We start from the raw sequence: 16,735 nt of genomic DNA on the forward strand, positions 1-16,735 counted from the left end.
ACGCCATGACCGACGCAGCCCCGCAGGGACGCCTCCGGGCCCGCTCGCTGGGCGTCGTCGCCGGGGCGCTGCCCACCGGGCCGCTCAACGCGATCACCGACGTCGACGGCGTGCTGGTCGGGCACGCCACCGTCGACGACGGCGCCGATCTGCACACCGGGGTCACCGCCGTCGTCCCCCCGCGGCTCGGGCTGCCGGCGGCGGTCCACACCGGCAACGGGTACGGCAAGCTCGTCGGCTCGACCCAGGTCGACGAGCTCGGCGTGCTGGAGTCGCCCATCGTGCTGACGGCCACGCTCTCGGTGTTCCGGGCGGCCGACGCGGTGCTGACGTACCTGATGAGGCTCCGCCCGGACGGGCTGTCGTTCAACCCGCTCGTGGGAGAGACCAACGACGGGTTCCTGTCCGACATCCGGCGCCGGCCCATCACCGAGCAGCACGTCCTCGACGCCCTCGAAGGCGCCTGCGGCGGGCTCCCCGCGGAAGGCTGCGTGGGAGCCGGCACCGGCACGACAGCCCTGGGCTACAAGGCCGGGATCGGCACCTCGTCGCGGCGGCTCGTCGCCGACGGCGTCCCCGTGACGGTCGGGGCGCTCGTCCAGGCGAACTTCGGCGGCGTGCTCACCGTCCAGGGCACGCCGATGCCGGTGGAGGAGGTCCTGCCGGGCGTACGGCACGAGGAGCCGCCAGGAAACTCGTGCATGATCGTGGTCGCCACCGACGCCCCGCTCGACGCCCGCCGGCTCGGCCGCCTCGCCCGCCGGGCGATCTTCGCCATGGGACGTGTCGGAGCGTCGTACGCCCACGGGAGCGGCGACTACGCGATCGCCTTCACCACCGCGCCGCCACGACGCCCGCCGCTGCCCGACGACCGGCTCGACCCCGTCTTCGCCGCCGTCATGGACGCCGTCGAGGAGTCCCTGCTCAACTCCCTGTTCACCGCGACGACGACCACCGGCGTCCACGGCCACACCAGCCACGCGGTCCCCTACGACCGGCTCCCGATTCGCCCCGGCACGGACGGGTAGAGGCGGGGGCAGCAGCTCGGTGCAGGGGGAATCGGATGGACGTCGCACACCATCGTGCCGAGACCAACGGAGTCCGGCTCCATTACGTCACCGCCGGATCGGGCCCGGTCGTCCTGTGCCTGCACGGCTGGCCGGAAACCCACCGCGAATACCTGATCCTCATCGAACGGCTCGCCCACCGCTACCGCTTCATCGCCCCCGACCTCAGGGGCTTCGCCGACAGCGACAAACCGTTCAGCGGATACGAGCCCAAGACGATCGCGGCCGACATGCTCGGCCTGCTCGAAGCCGAGAACGTGGAGCGGTTCCACATCCTCGGCCACGATCTCGGCGGTCCGCCCGCCGTCGCGCTCGCCTACCTGGCCGCCGGCCGCGCCCTGTCGCTCGCCACGATCGAGACGCCCTTCTTCGGCCTCGACTACCCCGGCTACGTCGACCCGCGCGTCGCGTACTGGCACCTCGGCATGCACATGAACATGGACATCACCCGCTTCCTGGTCGAGGGACGCGAAGAGCAGTACCTGCGCCACTTCTTCCGCGACTTCGCCTACGACCCGACCGCGGTGCCCGAATCCGAGATCCAGGCGTACGCCATCCAGATGCGCCAGCCCGGCAACCTGCGCGCCAGCCTCAACCTCTACGGCTACATCCCGCAGATGGCCGAGCAGACGAAGGAGCTCACCGCCGAGAAGCTGACGGTGCCGATGCTGGCGTGGGGCGGCCGCACGTCGTTCGGCTCCCACTGCATCGACAGCGCCAACGCCATCGCGACGAACGCGCGGGGCGGGGTCATCGAACAGTGCGGCCACTGGGTGTTCCAGGAGCAGACCGATTTCATCTGCGACGAACTGGACCGGTTCTGGTCCGCTACGTGACGCCCTCGCGGTACGCGCCCTTCGCGGCAGGCTGATACATTCATGCGCATGTATGGTCGATGCGTCTTTTTCATGAGGCCTCGCAGCCGCGCCTGACGGCGCGGCACCGAGCACTCCTTGTCACGTGCCCGCCGTCCCGGCTGATCATCGCCGGGCGGCAGCTTCGTGCTGCCCGGCTCCGGAACGAGCTGCGGAGCGCACCGTGGAAACCACTCCCTCGACCCGTGAACTTCTCACCGACCTCACCCTGACCGGCCGCCTGCCCGCCGGCGCGGGCGCGCACATCCGCGCCCGCGGCATCCGCGTCGTCCTCGGCGGACGTCTCGTGCTGGCCGACGCCGACGCCACCATCTCCCACCGCTCGCGCACGGCCATCGTGGGCGAGAACGGCCGCGGGAAGAGCACCCTGCTGCGCGTCCTGGCCGGCGACCTCGCCCCCGACGACGGACACGTCGAACGCGCGGGCACCATCGGCGTGGTCCACCAGACCCTGCCCGCCCACGACGGCGAGACCGTCGCCACCCTCGTCGCCGAGTCCCTGCGCCCCGCGCACCTGGCCCTGCACGCCCTGGACCGGGCCACCAGCGGGCTCGAGAACGGCGACGCGGACGCCGACACCCTCTACGCCACCGCCCTCGACGCCGCCATGCGCCTGGACGCCTGGGACGCCGAACGCCGCATCGACCTGGCCCTCGACGGACTGCGCGCCTGCACCGACCGCGACAGGGAGCTCGCCACGCTCTCCGTCGGCGAGCGCTACCGCGTACGCCTGGCGTGCGTCCTCGGCGGCGGGCACGATCTCCTGCTGCTCGACGAACCCACCAACCACCTCGACGCCGACGGCCTCGACTTCCTGGCCGCCCACCTGTGCTCCCGCGCGGGCGGCCTGGCGATCGTCACCCACGACCGCGCGCTGCTGCGCGAGGTCGCCGACGAGTTCCTCGATCTCGACCCCAGCCGCGACGACCGTCCTCGCCGCTACGCCGGAGGCTACTCCGGCTGGCACGAGGGCCGCCGCCGCGAACGTGAACGCTGGGCCCAGGACCACGAGGCCCAGCAGGGCGAGCACACCAGGCTCACCCAGGCCGTGCACGAGGCCCGCGATCGGCTCAGCACCGGATGGCGACCCGACAAGGGCACCGGCAAGCACCAACGCCAGTCGCACGCGCCCGCGGTCGTCCAGAACCTCAAGCGGCGGCAGCAGCAGCTGGACGAGCACCGCGTGACCGTGCCCCCTCCCCCGCCGGCCCTGCGCTGGCCGCAGTTGCGGACCCGTCCCGGGACGCCGATCGTGCGCTGCGACGAGGTCACGGTCACCGGACGCCTGCACAACCCGATCACCCTCGACCTCGACGGCGGCGACCGGCTGCTCGTCACCGGGCCCAACGGCGCCGGCAAGTCCACGCTGCTCGCCCTCCTGGCCGGCGAGCTCACGCCGACCGGCGGGACCGTACGCCGCTCCGCCGGCGCCACGATCGCCCATCTCTCCCAGGAGGTGCCGCCGTGGCCGGCCGGACTGCAGGCGCACGAGGTCTACCGCGGGCACGCCCCCGAAGACGCCGAATCCCTCACCGCCATGGGCCTGCTCGACGCCGAGGCCCTGCGCACCCCCGTCGGGCGCATGTCGCACGGGCAGCGACGCCGCCTGCACCTCGCCCTGTGCCTGGCTCAGCGGCCTGACTTGCTCATCCTCGACGAACCCACCAACCACCTGTCCGCCCTGCTCGTCGACGAGCTCACCGACGCCCTGCGGACCACACCCGCGGCCGTCGTCGTCGCCACGCACGACCGCCAACTGCTCGCCGACCTCGCCGGATGGCCGGTCACGACCGTTTCGAGGAATCCGTGAGGCCCAGCGCCTTTACAATGTAGATCAGTAATTTGTGGTTGACTGATTTTCATCATCAGTCATCCGGTCAGGAGGCCTTGTGGCGGGAGTCTCGGAGCGGGGCGGGTCGCGCCTGCGGTACTGGTGGAACGGGCCGGAGAACGGCCCCGTCGTGGCGCTCACCCACGGCGCCACGATGGACCACCGCATGTTCGATCCCCAGGTGCCCGTCCTGACCGAGGCCGGTTACCGGACCCTCGCCTGGGACCTGCGGGGTCACGGCGAGTCGAAGCCGCTCGGTGAGACCCCGCTGACCATCGCCGACCTGGCGGGCGACCTGCTGGCGCTGCTCGACGAGGCAGGCGTCAGCCGGCCGGTCTGCCTCATCGGCCAGTCGCTCGGCGGCTATGTCGCCCAGGAGGCGGTCCTGAGCCGGCCCGAGCGGGTCGGCGCCCTGGTCGTCATCGGGTCGACGTGCACGACCATGCCCGTCGCCCGCTGGGAGGCGTGGGCGCTGAAGAGCTCGCCCTGGTGGTTCGCGGCGTGGCCGTTCGGGGATCTGCGGCGCCGGATGGCCGCCAGGACGGCCGAGACGCCGCGGGCCCGCGCCTACGCGTACGAGGCGATCGGGCGGCTGTCCCGGCGCGAGTTCCTCGAGGTGTGGCGGGCGGTCGCCGGAGCCGTACGGCCGCGGCCCGGCTACACCATCGAGCAGCCGCTGCTGCTCACCCACGGCGAGCACGACACGACGGGGAACATCGCGACAACGGCGCCGAAATGGGCGGCGAGGGACCCGAACTGCCGCTACGAGGTCATCCCCCGCGCCGCCCACAACGCCAACCAGGACAACCCTGCGGAGTTCAACCGGATCCTGCTCGAGTTCCTGCGGGAGCACCATCCCGTCGCCGGCCGCCGGTGACGCCCGGCCCGGCCGCCTCACCGGCTCCCATCGCCGCCCACGCGAGGGCGACGCCGGCCGTCCCGACCGGCTCCGTCACCGCGTCCTCTCGGCCTGCGTCACCGCCGGATGGGACAGAGCCGTTCACCGGACGGATCCCGCGAGCGCGTCGAGCATGTCCGCCCTGGCGGCGGCCGTTGCCCGTGCTCGCTCGTCGACCCCGTCCCGGTCGGCAGTGGTCTGTGCGCGGATCGTCCGGATGCTGAGCGCGCTCGCTTCGGCTTGGTAGCGGCCCGTGGCACGCGCGGCGGTTCGGCCCGAGCGGCGACGTACGTCTCGCCGCCAGCGGCGGCGTTCCGCGAGGTTCGCGAGGAGCGCCACCTCCTCCGGAGCGATGTGTCCGTCGCGTGCGAGAGCCGGCAGGGCCGCGACGATCATCTTCCCCTCGCGGTTGCGTAGGACGAGCGCCACGACCAGCATCGCAAGGAACACCGGCACCATCACGGCTCCGTAGATCTTGAAGATCAGCAACGGATCGCTCCCGGCGAGCCCCGCCCAATCCCATGCGCCGTGCAGGACGATCGCGACGAGCAGCCCGGCAAGGGCGAGTCCCACGCGTGCGCCTCGGCCGCGCTTGTTCGCGGCTGCGGCGATGCCGAGTCCGAACACGGCGACCATGAGCGGGTGGAAGAACGGCACCATCACCACGCGCAGGAAGAAACTGGCCCCGAGCAGGGCGATGGCGTCGAACGCGTCCGACGCGGCGAAGGTCGTGATGATGCGGCCGAAGTAGAGGATGTTCTCCGTGAACGAGAACCCCGCGCCGACGAGTCCGGCGTAGACGACACCGTCGAGCAGACCGGTGATCTGCTCGCGGCGACAGATCAGCAGCCACACCAGGAACAGGCCCTTGAGGACCTCCTCGGTGACCGGGGTGATCACCAGCGGGCGGAACCATGCGCCGAAGTCGGCACCCATGGTGGTGTCGGCGAGCGCTTGCAGCCCTTCTTGCGACCAGATCGAGCAGAAGGCCGCGAACGAGGCACCCCACGCGAACGCCGAGACCAGGCGGCGCGGACGCTCGCGCTCCCAGCGGTCGAGCCAGAGGAACGCGCCCACGATCGGGACAGCGACGAGGGCGGACAGCACGAGGCCGACGGCCACCCCTTCCCACCCGACCTGGCCGGCCACCCAGGCCACGGCCGCCAGCCATGCGGCAGCTGCCGGCACGGGCCAGAGGATCCACATCCGCCGTCGCTCGGATCTCAAGAACGCTCGCATTCCTGTTCCTTCTCCTCATCTCGACGCCGCCGTACGCGGCCGGCCTTCAGGAGACACCGTGCCGTTGCGGCATACTCAAGCCCGACGGTCGCGAGGCGCGGACGGGAGGGGCCGCATGGGCTGGAGCACGCGGGAGATCGCGCGGCTCGCCGGGACGACCCTGCGAGCCGTGCGGCACTATCACGAGATCGGCCTGCTCGACGAACCGGAACGGCTGCCGAACGGCTACAAGGTCTATCGCACCGAGCATCTGGTGCGGCTGCTGCAGATCCGCCGTCTCACCGGGCTCGGCTTCACACTCGCGACCATCGCGGCGATGGACGACGACTCCGAGCATCTCGAAGCGGCCCTGCGCGCAGTGGATGCGGAACTCGCCGCTACGATCACGCGGCTGGAGGAGGCGCGGGAGGAGATCGCCAGGCTGCGACGTCGACCCGTGCCGACCGATCTCCCTTTCGACCTGTCGGTTCCGGCGACCGCCGCCCGGCTGTCACCGGCGGACCGGTCGTTGTTCGCCGTGATCTCCCACGTGATCGACGACGACAACTCACCGCACTGGCAAGCTCTCTTGCAGGACTACGAGCCGGACGACGCGACCCGCGAGTTCGACGCGCTCCCGCCTGATGCCGACGAGGAGACACGCGAACGGCTCGCCCGACGCATCGCTCCGCAGATGCTCGCGCTGGTCGACAAGCACCCGGCGCCGCCACGGACCGTCGAGCGAGCGGCAGCCGGCACCATCGTCGAAGCGTTGCGCGATCTCTACAACCCGGCGCAGCTCGACGTGTTCGTACGCATCTGGAAATCGGCACGTCTGATCTGAGCCGTCTTCACCGGCGGACACCGGGAACGCCGCTCGATTTCGCCTTACGCGGCGCCACCGTGCTCATCGATCTCCCGCTTCCTCGGTGCACGATCCTCCGAAAGCGCACGCCAGTGGCCCGTGTTTGCCCGGGGGGTACCGGCGGTCAGTCGAACATGATGCGGCGCAGGACGCGGGACAGGTGGGTGGTCAGTTCGGCGGCGGTCATCGAGGCGAGCGGGCCGGCCCTGACGATGTAGCGGTTGAAGGCCACGCCGATCAGCTGCGTGGCCATCAGGTCCACGCGGACGTCCACGTCGTCGCCGTCCAGCACCGTCCGGTATGCCGCGACACTGCGCCGCTGCATCGCGGTGTAGAGGTCGATCGCGGCCCGCTCGTCGGAGGCGGCGCTGCGGACCAGGGCCACGAACGGGTCGTCGGCGGCGTTCGTCTCCATGCGCGCGACGAACGCCCCGGCCACCCGCTCGGGCAGGAACGCGGGGTCGCCCGCGACGACCTCGTCGATGTCGCGGGTGCCGGGCACGGCGCACAGGAACAGGCGTTCCTTGGACGTGAAGTGGCGCATGACGAGCCCGTGGGTGACCCCCGCCCGGCGGGCAATGTCGCGGATGGTGGCGCGGGCGTAGCCGCGCTCGGCGAAGGCCTCGCGGGCGGCCTCGAGGATCGCCACCCGGTGGGCGTCCGGATCGCGCCTGCGGCTGCGGGCCGGCTCGCCGGGGGGTGTCGCGTCCGGAGCAGAGGTCATGCCGCTAATGTACGCCTGGTCATTATCTGTGATTCGGGGGAACCACCATGAGCAACGCCCGCACCGAGCCCATGTCGATCATCGAGACGCGGCTCACCCACGACTTCCACCGCGAGGCCACGTCCTTGCTCGCGGACGCCGCGCGGCGCCCCGGCGTCCCGCTCCCCGCGGTCGCCGTGCTGCGCGACTTCCTGGTGGCCCAGCTGCATCACCACCACGAGAGCGAGGACGACCTGCTGTGGCCGCGGCTCGCGGCCGCCGACGCGCAGGTCGCGGCCGGGCTCGCCGGGCTGTCCGAGGAGCACGAGCAGCTGGACGCGTCCCTCGACGCCCTGGCCGCCGCCCCGGCGCAGGACGACGGCGACCGCGCCAAGCTGGCGGAAGCCGCGTCGGCCGTCCGCGACCTGGTCCACCGCCACCTGGAGCACGAGGAGCCGCTGCTGTTCGCGGCGCTGCGCGCCCACATGCCGGCCGAGGACTGGGCGGAGTTCTCGCGCCAGGTCATCGCCACCTCGCCGATGGACGCCGCCCACCTGCTGATCGGCTTCTTCGACCTGGTGGGCGACCCGCGCGAGGTCGAGCTGGTGCTCGCCGGGCTGCCCGAGCCCGCCCGCGCGGCCGTGCCGCTCATGCGCGCGCAGGCGGAGACCGACCTGCGCGTGCTCCGGGCGGCGAGCTGAAACCCGGAGGCGGGGTGGAGCGACGGGCGGGCGGGGAAGTAGCCTGCCGTCGGCGCGCCGAGATCACGGCGGCTCGATCGCTGGACAGGAGATCACCATGACCGACCGGGCAGAACAGACGATCCGCGAACTTCGCGCCGAGTTCGACGAGCTGGCCTCGATGGCGAAGGGGTTCGGCCCCGACGACCTGATCCGGCCGTCGGGCGCCTCCGAGTGGGACGTGTCTCAGGTGCTGAGCCACCTGGGCAGCGGAGCCGAGATCATGCTGGCCGCGATCGACGGCGCGGCGAACGGCACCGGCTCCCCCGGCATGGACGCCATCCGCGGCGTCTGGGCCCGCTGGGACGCCATGCCGCCCGCCGAACGGGCGCGGGCGTTCGGCACCGCCAACGAGGCGCTGCTGCGCCGCTTCGCGGAGTTCGACGCGCGGGCGCGTGAGGAGCTGCGGATCGAGCTGTGGTTCCCCACCGAGCCGGTGAGCCTGGCCTCGCTGACGGGGATGCGGCTGAGCGAGTTCGCCAACCACGCCTGGGACGTCAAGGTGGCCTTCGACCCGGCGGCGACGCTGGCCCCGGGAGCCGCCGAGCTGCTGCTCGACCAGGTCGGCGGCATGCTGGGGTTCGCCGCCAAGCCGGAGGGGCTGGGCGGGCGGCGGGCGTCCGTGGCCGTGCGCACCACGTCGCCCGACCGGTCGTTCGGGCTGGAGGTCGGCGAGGCGGTGCGGATCGGCGACGTCCCGGCCGAGCCGGACGCCGTGCTCACCGCGCCCGCCGAGTGGTTCGTGCGCCTGGTCTACGGCCGCCACTCCCCCGACCACACGCCGTCCACGGTGAGCCTCACGGGTGACGGCGTCACCGTGGACGACCTGCGCCGGGTCTTCCCCGGGTTCTAGGAGTCGCGGGCCTGCTCCAGCACGCGGGCCGCCTCCTTCTCGTAGAAGCCGCGGGAGGCCAGCACCACCAGACCGCCGAGCACCATGGGCACGATCAGCACGTACATGGCGGTGATGAGCGAGCCGGTGGCGTCGGAGGAGATGCCGACGATGAGCGGGCCGAACGCGGCGCCGAGGGTGAGCAGGAACTGCAGGACGGCGAAGCCGACACCGCGCGACTTGGCGCCGACCACGTCGGCGATGGAGGCCGTGCACGTCGGGATCGCGGTGGACGAGATCGCCGCGGCCAGGAACACGAGGGGCACCATGGTGTACGGCGAGTTCATGAGCAGGGCGCAGCCGAGCAGCGCCGACCCGACGGCGATGCCGGTGCCGCCGACCAGCAGGCGGCCGCCCTTGACCCGGCCGTGCAGCCGCTTGGCGATGCGGGCGCCGGCCACGGTGCCGGTCACCACGGCGATGATGGTGGTCGCGCCGGTGAGGCTGCTGGCCGCTCCGGCGCCCAGGCCGAAGGTGCGAACGAGGAGGGACGGCAGCCAGTAGTAGACCCCGCCGAGCCCGAGCGTGAGGATCATCACGCCGAGGGACACCATGATCAGGGTGCGGATGGCGAGGACCTCGCGTACCTGCGGCCAGAACGGCGGCTTCACGGCGGTGCCGGGCTCCGGGGCGGGGTCGGCGTCGATCGGGCCGGGCTGCGGCGGCACCATCCCGCCGGGTGGCGGGGCCTGCGCCGGCTCCTGCTTCCCGGCCGCGGCGGTGGCCATCATCCTGTCGATCACCCCGCGTTCCGGCTCGCGCAGCCGCCACACCAGGAAGGCGGTCAGCGCGCCCGGGATCGCCATCAGCAGGAACGCCGCCCGCCAGCCGAACGCCTGGCCGATGACGCCGCCCAGCAGGGTGCCGACGCCGCCGAGGTAGGTGGTCATGCGGGTCCAGCCGTACACCTGCATGCGGGTCGCGGCGGGGTAGAAGTCGGCGAGCAGGCTGCCGACGGCGGGGTTGTCGATGTTCTCGGCCGCGGCCAGCAGCACGCGCATCAGATAGAAGATGGCGAACCCGGCGGCCAGGCCGGAGCCGAGGGTGGCCAGTGCCCAGCAGAACACCACGATCGCGATGATCCGGGTACGGCTGTAGCGGTCGGCGAGATAGCCGGCCGGGAGCGCGACGGCGGCGGCGGCCAGGGCCGAGGCGGTCGGGATGGATCCGGCCGCGGTGTCGCTGAACCCCCACTCGGCCTGCACCAGGGGCAGCACGCCGGACATCAGGTTGGCCTCGATGCGGTCCACCATGCCGACGATGAACAGCACGATGAAGGGTCCCCATCCGAAGGGGTTGGGATCGGTGGGGCTGATGCCGTCGGGGGGTGGGGATCCGAGTCTGCGGCGTTCGCGGCTGACGGCCTTGACCATGTTTCTCCTCCGCTGTGGTGATCCCCGTGACGGCATGAGACTTCTAGAACTGTGTTCTAAAACACAGTTCTAGAGCGAGTGTCGTACATCACACCCGGATGCACCAGGGGCCAAATGTGACGGTGTGATAACGCGCACATTACGGAGGGGCGAGTCTTGGACCGGAGCCCACCAGATGCTCTACTTGCCGTAGTACTACTCGAAGTAGAGGAATGTGGATGCGTGTTCTCATCGCAGGAGCCGGGATCGCGGGCCTGGCCGCGGCCCGGGGCTTACTCGACGCCGGGCACGAGGTCACCGTGCTCGAACGGGCGCCGGCGCCGCGCGACAGCGGCTGCGCGCTGACACTCTGGAGCAACGGCACGGCCGTACTGGCGGATCTCGGCGTGCGGCTCGACGGATTGGGGCGGCGCATCGAGGCGCTGCACGTCAGCAGCGCGCGGGGGCGGCGGCTGATGGTGGTCGACACCGGCCGGCTGGAGGCCCGTTTCGGCGCCCCGGTGCTGGTCGTCCCCCGCCGGTCGCTGCTGGCCCGGCTCGCCGAGGGCCTCCCGGAGGGCACCGTGCGGTACGGCGCCGCCCTCACCCGCCTGCACGACGACGGCCGGTCCGTGCGCGCCGGGACCGAGGACGGCGCGGAGCACATCGGCGACCTGCTCATCGGCGCCGACGGCGTGAACTCCCGGGTGCGCGCGGCGCTCTTCGGCTCCGGCGACGGCGCGCACGCCCGCCCCACCGGCGCGGCCACCTGGCAGGGCCTGATCCGCGCGCCCTTCGACCTCGGCCATCGCGGCCTGCTGTTCATCGGCCGCCAGGGTCTGGTCGGACTGAGCCCGGCCGGCGACGGCCTGCTGCAGTGGCTCATCGACCTGCGCTCACGGCCAGGCGCCGAGCACCAGCACCCCGGCCGCGCGCTCGCCGCCCTCCGGAGCCGGTACGCGGCGTGGGCCTCCCCCGTCCCCGACCTGCTGGCGGCGCTGTCGGAGCAGGACCTGGAACTCTTCCCGCACCGCCGGCACCACGCCCCGCTGCGGATGCGGCGCGGCCGGTGCGCCCTGATCGGCGACGCGGCGCACGCGATGCCCCCGATCCTGGCGCAGGGCGCCGGCCAGGCGCTGGAGGACGTCGCCACGCTGCTGCGCGGCCTCGCCCGGTCGGATCCGGGTCCGGCGCTGCGGGAATACGAGCGCAGCCGCAGGTGGCAGGCGGCGCTGGCCTCCGAGGCGGCCACCCGGGGTGTCGCCACCGCCGGGCCGCGGACCCTGTTCCAGAGCGAACCCGCGCTGCGCGCCGCCGCCGCCCTGCCGGACCGCCTGGCGACATGGTCGTTCGGGATGCTGATCCGCGGAGTCAGCGACCGGCTCTGAGCACCGGAAAAAGCGGTAAAAGGGGGAAACGGGGGTTCGGGACAGGGTAGGTCGGGGTGGTGGGCAAAGACGCGCCGTACCCGATGCTCGACGTCACCGCCGCGGGCGTCGTCGAGCGGCTGAACGACGCCGCCCAGGAACTGCTCACCGGCGCGTCCCCCGGGGTGCCGCTGGCGCGCGCCGCCCCGGCATGGCTGGCGCAGGCCCACCGCGCCGTCGCGAGCGGCCGCGCCAGGCCCGGGGCCGGGCCGGCGCACGGGCCGGTGGGCGATCGGGTGTTCGAGGCGCATCCGCTGCACGCCGACGCCGATCGGGTCGTGTGGTGGCTGCTCGACGTCACCGGCCACCGGCGGGCCGCCGAGGCGCTGCGGACCGAACGGCAGTGGACCGGGTTCCTCGTCGAGGCCTCCCGCGAGCTGACCTCGTCGCTGAACCTCGACCGCTGCCTGGAGGCCGCGGCGCGCCTGGCGGCGCGGCACCTCGCCGACGCGGCGCTGGTGATCATGCCGATGGCGGGCCGGCGGCACCGGGTCACCGCCTGCGACCCGCACGGCAGGATCGTCCGCGAGGACCTCGGCGTCGACGTGCGTACGGTGCCGGGGCTGGACGGGGCTCTGCGGGCGTTCCCGCCGGTGCCCGCGCGCTGGATCGACCCGGCGCGGGCGCCCGGCTGGGTGCTGCGTGAGGAGTTCGGCGCGATCGGGTCGGCCGTGGTCATGGCGCTGCCCGGGCACGGGCTGCCGGCGGGCGCGCTGGTGCTGCTGCGGCGGCGCCGGCAGCAGGGGTTCGCGCCGCGTGAGGAGGTGTTCGCGCGGCTGTTCGCCGCCTGGGCGGGCGCGGCGATCTCCGTCGCCCGCCTGTACACCGAGCAGGCCGCCATCACCGAGACCTTGATGGCCGAGCTGCTGCCGCCCGTCGAGCTGCGGGTGAACGGGGCCGAGGTGGCGGCCCGCTACCGTCCGGCCGGGGTGGCCGAACTGGTCGGCGGCGACTTCTACGACGTGCACCCCGCCGCGGGCTCCGGGCGGGAGGCGCTGGTGGTGCTCGGCGACGTGGCCGGCAAGGGCCTGGAGGCCGCCGTGCTCACCGGGAAGATCCGCAACACCCTGCACGCCCTGCTGCCGATGGCCGACGACCACCACCGGGTGCTGGAGCGGCTGAACGACGTGCTGCTCGCCCGGGAGAACCCGACGCGGTTCGTCACGCTCGTGCTGGCGTCCGTGGCGCCCAGCGGTCCGCGGGTCGCGTTGCGGATCACCAGCGCCGGGCATCCGGCGCCGCTGATCCTGCGCAACGACGGGCGGGTGGAGGCCGTCGAGGCGGCGGGCACGCTGATCGGCCTGATCGGCTCGATCACCAGCTCGACGCAGGAGGTGCTGCTCGACCCCGGCGAGACGTGCCTGCTCTACAGCGACGGCATCATCGAGGCCAAGGGCGGCCCGTGCGGCGACGAGCTCTTCGGCGAGGAGCGGCTGTGCGAGAAGCTGCGCCACTGCGCCGGGATGCCGGCCGACGCCGTGGCCGAACGCGTCCAGATGCTGGCCTCGCAGTGGGTGGGCGGCGGCGAGCACGACGACATGGCGATCGTCGCGATCAGCGCGCCCCGGGGGGAGCGGACATGAGGATCGAGGAGCGCGTCGAGGCGTTGTGGGCGGCGGCGATCGCCGGCGACGAGTACGCGGCGGCCGACGTGGTGCTGGCCGCGCTGGACGCCGGCGTGCCCATGGAGAGCGTGCTGCTGGACGTCGTCGCGCCCGTGCAGGCGCGCGCCGGCCGCGAATGGGCCGCCAACCGCATCACGGTCGCCCAGGAGCACACCGCGACCGCCGTCAACGACCGCGTCCTCGCCATCCTGGCCCACCACCCTTCCGCCGGAACGCACATCGGCTCGTCCGGAGGGCGGGGGCGGGTCGTGGTGGCCTGTGTGGACGGGGAGTGGCATGCGTTCCCGGCGCGGTTGCTGGCCGAGGTGCTGCGGTTGCGGGGGTGGCGGGTGGACTACCTGGGCGCGCAGGTGCCGACGCCGCACCTGATCGCGCACCTGCACAGGATCGCGCCCGACGCGGTGGCGCTGTCCAGCTCGCTGGCCGTCCGCCTGCCCGCCGCGCACACCGCGATCACCGCGTGCCAGTCGACCGGCGCGCCCGTGCTGGCCGGGGGCGCCGCGTTCGGCCCGGACGGCCGCTACGCCCGCCTGCTCGGGGCCGACGCCTGGGCGCCCGACGCCCGCGCCGCCGCCGACCTGCTGGCCCAGGGGTTGCGGCCGCACCGGCCGGAGGCCGGGCCGCCGCATCTGCCCGGGCACGAGTACACCGTCCTCACCGAGCGGGCGCCGGACCTCGTACGGAACGTCATGGCCGACCTGGCCCGGCGCGTCCCCGAGATGGCCGGCTACACCAGCGAGCAGCGGAACCGCACCGCCGAGGACGTCGCGCACATCGTCGAGTTCCTGCGGGCCGCGCTCTACGTCGCCGACCCGGAGCTGTTCACGTCCTTCACCGGCTGGATGACGGGCGTGCTGACCTCACGCGGCGTCCCTGCGGGCGCCTTGTCGGCCGGCCTGCGGACGATCGCCGGCCGCCTGCCCGATCTCCCCCAGGCCCGCGAGATGCTGGAACGCGCCCGGGCGGCGCTGCGCGCCGGGACCCGGTGAGCGCGGCCCGCTTTGCCGCCGCCCTGCCGGGACATCGCCTGCCAGACACGTTTGCCCCATCGAGGCGTCAACAACACGCCAAGCAGTGGCCCCCGCCATAGCGACGACATAGCGCGCGACATACCGTCCTTTAATGGGCCAAAAGGGAGCTTCCCAGCAGAGGCCATGTGACATGGAGATGAAGCCGGAGACCAGCGACGCGGGCCCGGCCCCGGACACCCACGAGCCCGCCCCGGTCGGGGTGGCGGTGACCAGGGGCCGCGACCACCGGGTGATCTACGCCGACGTCGCCTTCCAGGGCGCGGTCGGCCTGCCCGGGCTGCCCCTCCAGGAGCTGCTGCGGCGGCTGCGCCGCGAGCACGCCGCGCTGCTCGACCAGGTACTGGACGGCGGACGGCCACTGTGGCTCCGAGACGTCGCTCTCGACCCGGCGGGCCGGCGGCGGCTGTCACTCCATCTGTCGAAGATGTCGCTGGCCGCCGGTGGCGACGGCGTGCTGGTGGTCGCCGTGGAGAACGCGGCGCCGGACGACTCCGTCGCGGAACGGCACAGGTTCCTGCAGCACTACCGGGGCCTCATCCAGGACGACGCGCAGATCGTGTGGGTGATGGCGCCACTCGGCCGGGTGATCGAACCCAGCCGGTGCTGGGAGGACGTGACCGGCCAGAGCTGGAAGGACTACCACGGCGACGGCTGGCTGCGGGCCGTCCATCCCGGGGACCGTCAGGCGGTCCGCAGGTCGTGGCGGCAGGCCGCGAGGCTCGGCCAATGGGAGCACGTCTTCCGGGTGCGGTCCGTGGACGGCCTCTACCGGCACGTCCGCGCCCGCGCCGTACCCGTGGACGAGCGTGATCCGCCGGTCGAGTGGGTCGGCACCTGCTCCGACATCGAGCAGGAGTGGCAGGAGGCCCGGCGCGGCAGGCTGCTGGAGCAGGCCGCCGCGGCGACGGCGGACATCGCCGGCCTGGACGAGGTGCTGCGCATGCTCACCAACGTGATCGTGCCCACCGTCCTGGACGGCTGCGGGATCTACCTGGTGCCCGACCTCGAAACCCGGCAGCAGCCGCTGGTCGCCGAGAGGTTCGTGAGCATCGTGCGCAAGGACCTCCGGCCGGAGCCGCAGCCGGGGACGGTGTCCTTCCCGCCGCACTGCGGGTTCGTGGAGGCGGTCATGACCCGCCGTCCGGTACACCGGGTCTTCCCTCAGGGCGAGCCGCCACCCGATCTGGCGCCACCCGGCGCGGAGGAGTGGTTCAGGCGGGTCGGGGCCAACAGCGTCGCGCTGGTCCCGGTGATCGTGGACGGTGCCGTGGCGGCCGTGCTGGACGCGGTGATCTGCGGCGACAAGGAGCCGATCACCGAGGCGGACGTCGAGCTGCTGCGGCGGATGCTCGACCACGCGCACGCCCACCTGAGCAACGCCATGCGCTTCCAGCGGACGCAGCGGGTGGCGCTCGCCCTGCAGGACTGCCTGCTGCCCGATCCCCCCGACGTGCCGGGGCTGGAGATCACCGCCCGTTACCGGGCGAGCGCCAGTGCGGTGGAGATCGGCGGCGACTGGTACGACTCCTTCATGCTGCCCGACGGCGCGGCCATCCTCACCATCGGCGACGTCGTCGGGCACGACCTGGCGGCGGCGGTGACCATGAGCCAGCTGCGCAACATGCTCAGAGGGCTCGCCATGGACCGCCGTGAGCCGCCCGGCGACATCCTGCGCCGCCTCAACATCGCCACCGAGTCCCTGTACTCCGACGGCACCGCGACGTGCGTCCTGGCCCGGCTGAAGGCCGACGACGGCGCGTGGGAGCTGGAGTACTCGGTGGCCGGACATCCGCCGCCGCTGCTGGTCACCGGCGACGGCACGGCGCGTTTCCTGAGGGGCGCGCGCAATCCGCTGCTCGGCATCGGCTACGACCAGCCCCGTACCAGCGCGGTCGCGGAGCTGCCGCCGGGCGGCACCCTGCTGCTCTACACCGACGGCCTGGTGGAGGTGCCCGGCGAGAACCTCGCCAGGGGTCTCGACCGGCTGCGCCGCCACGCCGCCGCCCTGGCCCGTGCGCCCGTCGGCGACTTCTGCGACGAGCTGCTCGTCCGGATGCCGCTGTCCATGAAGGACGACATCGCCATGATCGCCGTACGGCTGCCCGCGCCCTGAAACTCACACGTGCTTCCCCCAGCGATCAACCGCCCGATATGTACCGTTCGTCCCACTAGTTCACTCTGCTGGATTGACCAGCAACCGACAGAGGGTGC

At 72.8% G+C, this 16,735-nt stretch carries 14 protein-coding genes; 11 read left to right on the plus strand and 3 right to left on the minus strand.

The features are described 5' to 3' along the window. The first annotated feature begins 5 nt into the window (after positions 1-5). The 4 genes from ACIBP6_RS12730 to ACIBP6_RS12745 all read left to right on the plus strand — a co-directional run bounded on the left by ACIBP6_RS12730 (position 6) and on the right by ACIBP6_RS12745 (position 4,650). A complete protein-coding gene (locus ACIBP6_RS12730) occupies positions 6-1,028 on the plus strand; it encodes a P1 family peptidase (RefSeq protein WP_397051640.1) in 1,023 nt (340 codons plus the stop codon). Positions 1,029-1,063: 35 nt separating this feature from the next. Then, the gene (locus tag ACIBP6_RS12735) at positions 1,064-1,903 is read left to right on the plus strand and encodes an alpha/beta fold hydrolase (protein WP_397051642.1); all 840 of its coding nucleotides are present in this window, start codon (positions 1,064-1,066) and stop codon (positions 1,901-1,903) included. Positions 1,904-2,105: 202 nt separating this feature from the next. Further along, positions 2,106-3,752, plus strand: a complete 1,647-nt coding sequence (locus ACIBP6_RS12740) for an ABC-F family ATP-binding cassette domain-containing protein (RefSeq protein WP_397051644.1) — start codon at positions 2,106-2,108, stop codon at positions 3,750-3,752. Positions 3,753-3,831: 79 nt separating this feature from the next. Beyond that, positions 3,832-4,650 carry an alpha/beta fold hydrolase gene (locus ACIBP6_RS12745; protein ID WP_397051645.1) on the plus strand — a complete coding sequence of 273 codons (819 nt, stop codon included), beginning with the start codon at positions 3,832-3,834 and terminating at the stop codon, positions 4,648-4,650. Positions 4,651-4,773: 123 nt separating this feature from the next. Here ACIBP6_RS12745 and ACIBP6_RS12750 read toward each other — a convergent pair whose 3' ends face one another. Beyond that, complete coding sequence (locus ACIBP6_RS12750) at positions 4,774-5,859, minus strand: PrsW family intramembrane metalloprotease (protein WP_397051647.1); 1,086 nt, start codon at positions 5,857-5,859, stop codon at positions 4,774-4,776. 166 nt (positions 5,860-6,025) lie between these two features. Between ACIBP6_RS12750 and ACIBP6_RS12755 the strand changes: the two genes are divergently transcribed. Further along, entirely contained in the window at positions 6,026-6,733 is a 708-nt protein-coding gene (locus ACIBP6_RS12755) for a MerR family transcriptional regulator (protein WP_397051649.1), read from the plus strand. A gap of 145 nt (positions 6,734-6,878) precedes the next feature. Here ACIBP6_RS12755 and ACIBP6_RS12760 read toward each other — a convergent pair whose 3' ends face one another. Beyond that, positions 6,879-7,478: a TetR/AcrR family transcriptional regulator gene (locus ACIBP6_RS12760; RefSeq protein WP_397051651.1), complete on the minus strand. Its 600-nt coding sequence runs from the start codon at positions 7,476-7,478 to the stop codon at positions 6,879-6,881. A 47-nt stretch (positions 7,479-7,525) separates the two neighbouring features. Between ACIBP6_RS12760 and ACIBP6_RS12765 the strand changes: the two genes are divergently transcribed. Continuing rightward, positions 7,526-8,158: a hemerythrin domain-containing protein gene (locus ACIBP6_RS12765; RefSeq protein ID WP_397051653.1), complete on the plus strand. Its 633-nt coding sequence runs from the start codon at positions 7,526-7,528 to the stop codon at positions 8,156-8,158. 97 nt (positions 8,159-8,255) lie between these two features. Further along, a complete protein-coding gene (locus ACIBP6_RS12770; protein ID WP_397051655.1) occupies positions 8,256-9,050 on the plus strand; it encodes a maleylpyruvate isomerase family mycothiol-dependent enzyme in 795 nt (264 codons plus the stop codon). Here the strand turns inward: ACIBP6_RS12770 and ACIBP6_RS12775 are convergent. Next, complete coding sequence (locus ACIBP6_RS12775) at positions 9,047-10,462, minus strand: MFS transporter (protein WP_397051656.1); 1,416 nt, start codon at positions 10,460-10,462, stop codon at positions 9,047-9,049. The genes ACIBP6_RS12770 and ACIBP6_RS12775 overlap by 4 nt on opposite strands. A gap of 218 nt (positions 10,463-10,680) precedes the next feature. Here ACIBP6_RS12775 and ACIBP6_RS12780 point away from each other — a divergent pair, with 218 nt between their 5' ends. The 4 genes from ACIBP6_RS12780 to ACIBP6_RS12795 all read left to right on the plus strand — a co-directional run bounded on the left by ACIBP6_RS12780 (position 10,681) and on the right by ACIBP6_RS12795 (position 16,637). Then, complete coding sequence (locus ACIBP6_RS12780) at positions 10,681-11,829, plus strand: FAD-dependent oxidoreductase (protein ID WP_397051658.1); 1,149 nt, start codon at positions 10,681-10,683, stop codon at positions 11,827-11,829. A 56-nt stretch (positions 11,830-11,885) separates the two neighbouring features. Continuing rightward, positions 11,886-13,451, plus strand: a complete 1,566-nt coding sequence (locus tag ACIBP6_RS12785; protein WP_397051660.1) for a PP2C family protein-serine/threonine phosphatase — start codon at positions 11,886-11,888, stop codon at positions 13,449-13,451. Next, complete coding sequence (locus tag ACIBP6_RS12790; RefSeq protein ID WP_397051661.1) at positions 13,448-14,482, plus strand: B12-binding domain-containing protein; 1,035 nt, start codon at positions 13,448-13,450, stop codon at positions 14,480-14,482. Before ACIBP6_RS12785 ends, ACIBP6_RS12790 begins: the two co-directional genes overlap by 4 nt. A 172-nt stretch (positions 14,483-14,654) precedes the next feature. Beyond that, entirely contained in the window at positions 14,655-16,637 is a 1,983-nt protein-coding gene (locus tag ACIBP6_RS12795; protein ID WP_397051663.1) for a SpoIIE family protein phosphatase, read from the plus strand. Positions 16,638-16,735: the final 98 nt, after the last annotated feature.

It is taken from the genome of Nonomuraea terrae, from assembly GCF_044465245.1.
GTDB classification, from domain to species: Bacteria; Actinomycetota; Actinomycetes; order Streptosporangiales; family Streptosporangiaceae; genus Nonomuraea; species Nonomuraea terrae.

Coding starts and splice junctions, on each gene's coding strand:
- ACIBP6_RS12765 (WP_397051653.1), top strand. CDS start 7,526: ATGAGCAACGCCCGCACCGAGCCCATGTCGATCATCGAGACGCGGCTC.
- ACIBP6_RS12795 (WP_397051663.1), top strand. CDS start 14,655: ATGGAGATGAAGCCGGAGACCAGCGACGCGGGCCCGGCCCCGGACACC.
- ACIBP6_RS12760 (WP_397051651.1), bottom strand. CDS start 7,478: ATGACCTCTGCTCCGGACGCGACACCCCCCGGCGAGCCGGCCCGCAGC.
- ACIBP6_RS12730 (WP_397051640.1), top strand. CDS start 6: ATGACCGACGCAGCCCCGCAGGGACGCCTCCGGGCCCGCTCGCTGGGC.
- ACIBP6_RS12790 (WP_397051661.1), top strand. CDS start 13,448: ATGAGGATCGAGGAGCGCGTCGAGGCGTTGTGGGCGGCGGCGATCGCC.
- ACIBP6_RS12735 (WP_397051642.1), top strand. CDS start 1,064: ATGGACGTCGCACACCATCGTGCCGAGACCAACGGAGTCCGGCTCCAT.
- ACIBP6_RS12780 (WP_397051658.1), top strand. CDS start 10,681: ATGCGTGTTCTCATCGCAGGAGCCGGGATCGCGGGCCTGGCCGCGGCC.
- ACIBP6_RS12770 (WP_397051655.1), top strand. CDS start 8,256: ATGACCGACCGGGCAGAACAGACGATCCGCGAACTTCGCGCCGAGTTC.
- ACIBP6_RS12755 (WP_397051649.1), top strand. CDS start 6,026: ATGGGCTGGAGCACGCGGGAGATCGCGCGGCTCGCCGGGACGACCCTG.
- ACIBP6_RS12775 (WP_397051656.1), bottom strand. CDS start 10,462: ATGGTCAAGGCCGTCAGCCGCGAACGCCGCAGACTCGGATCCCCACCC.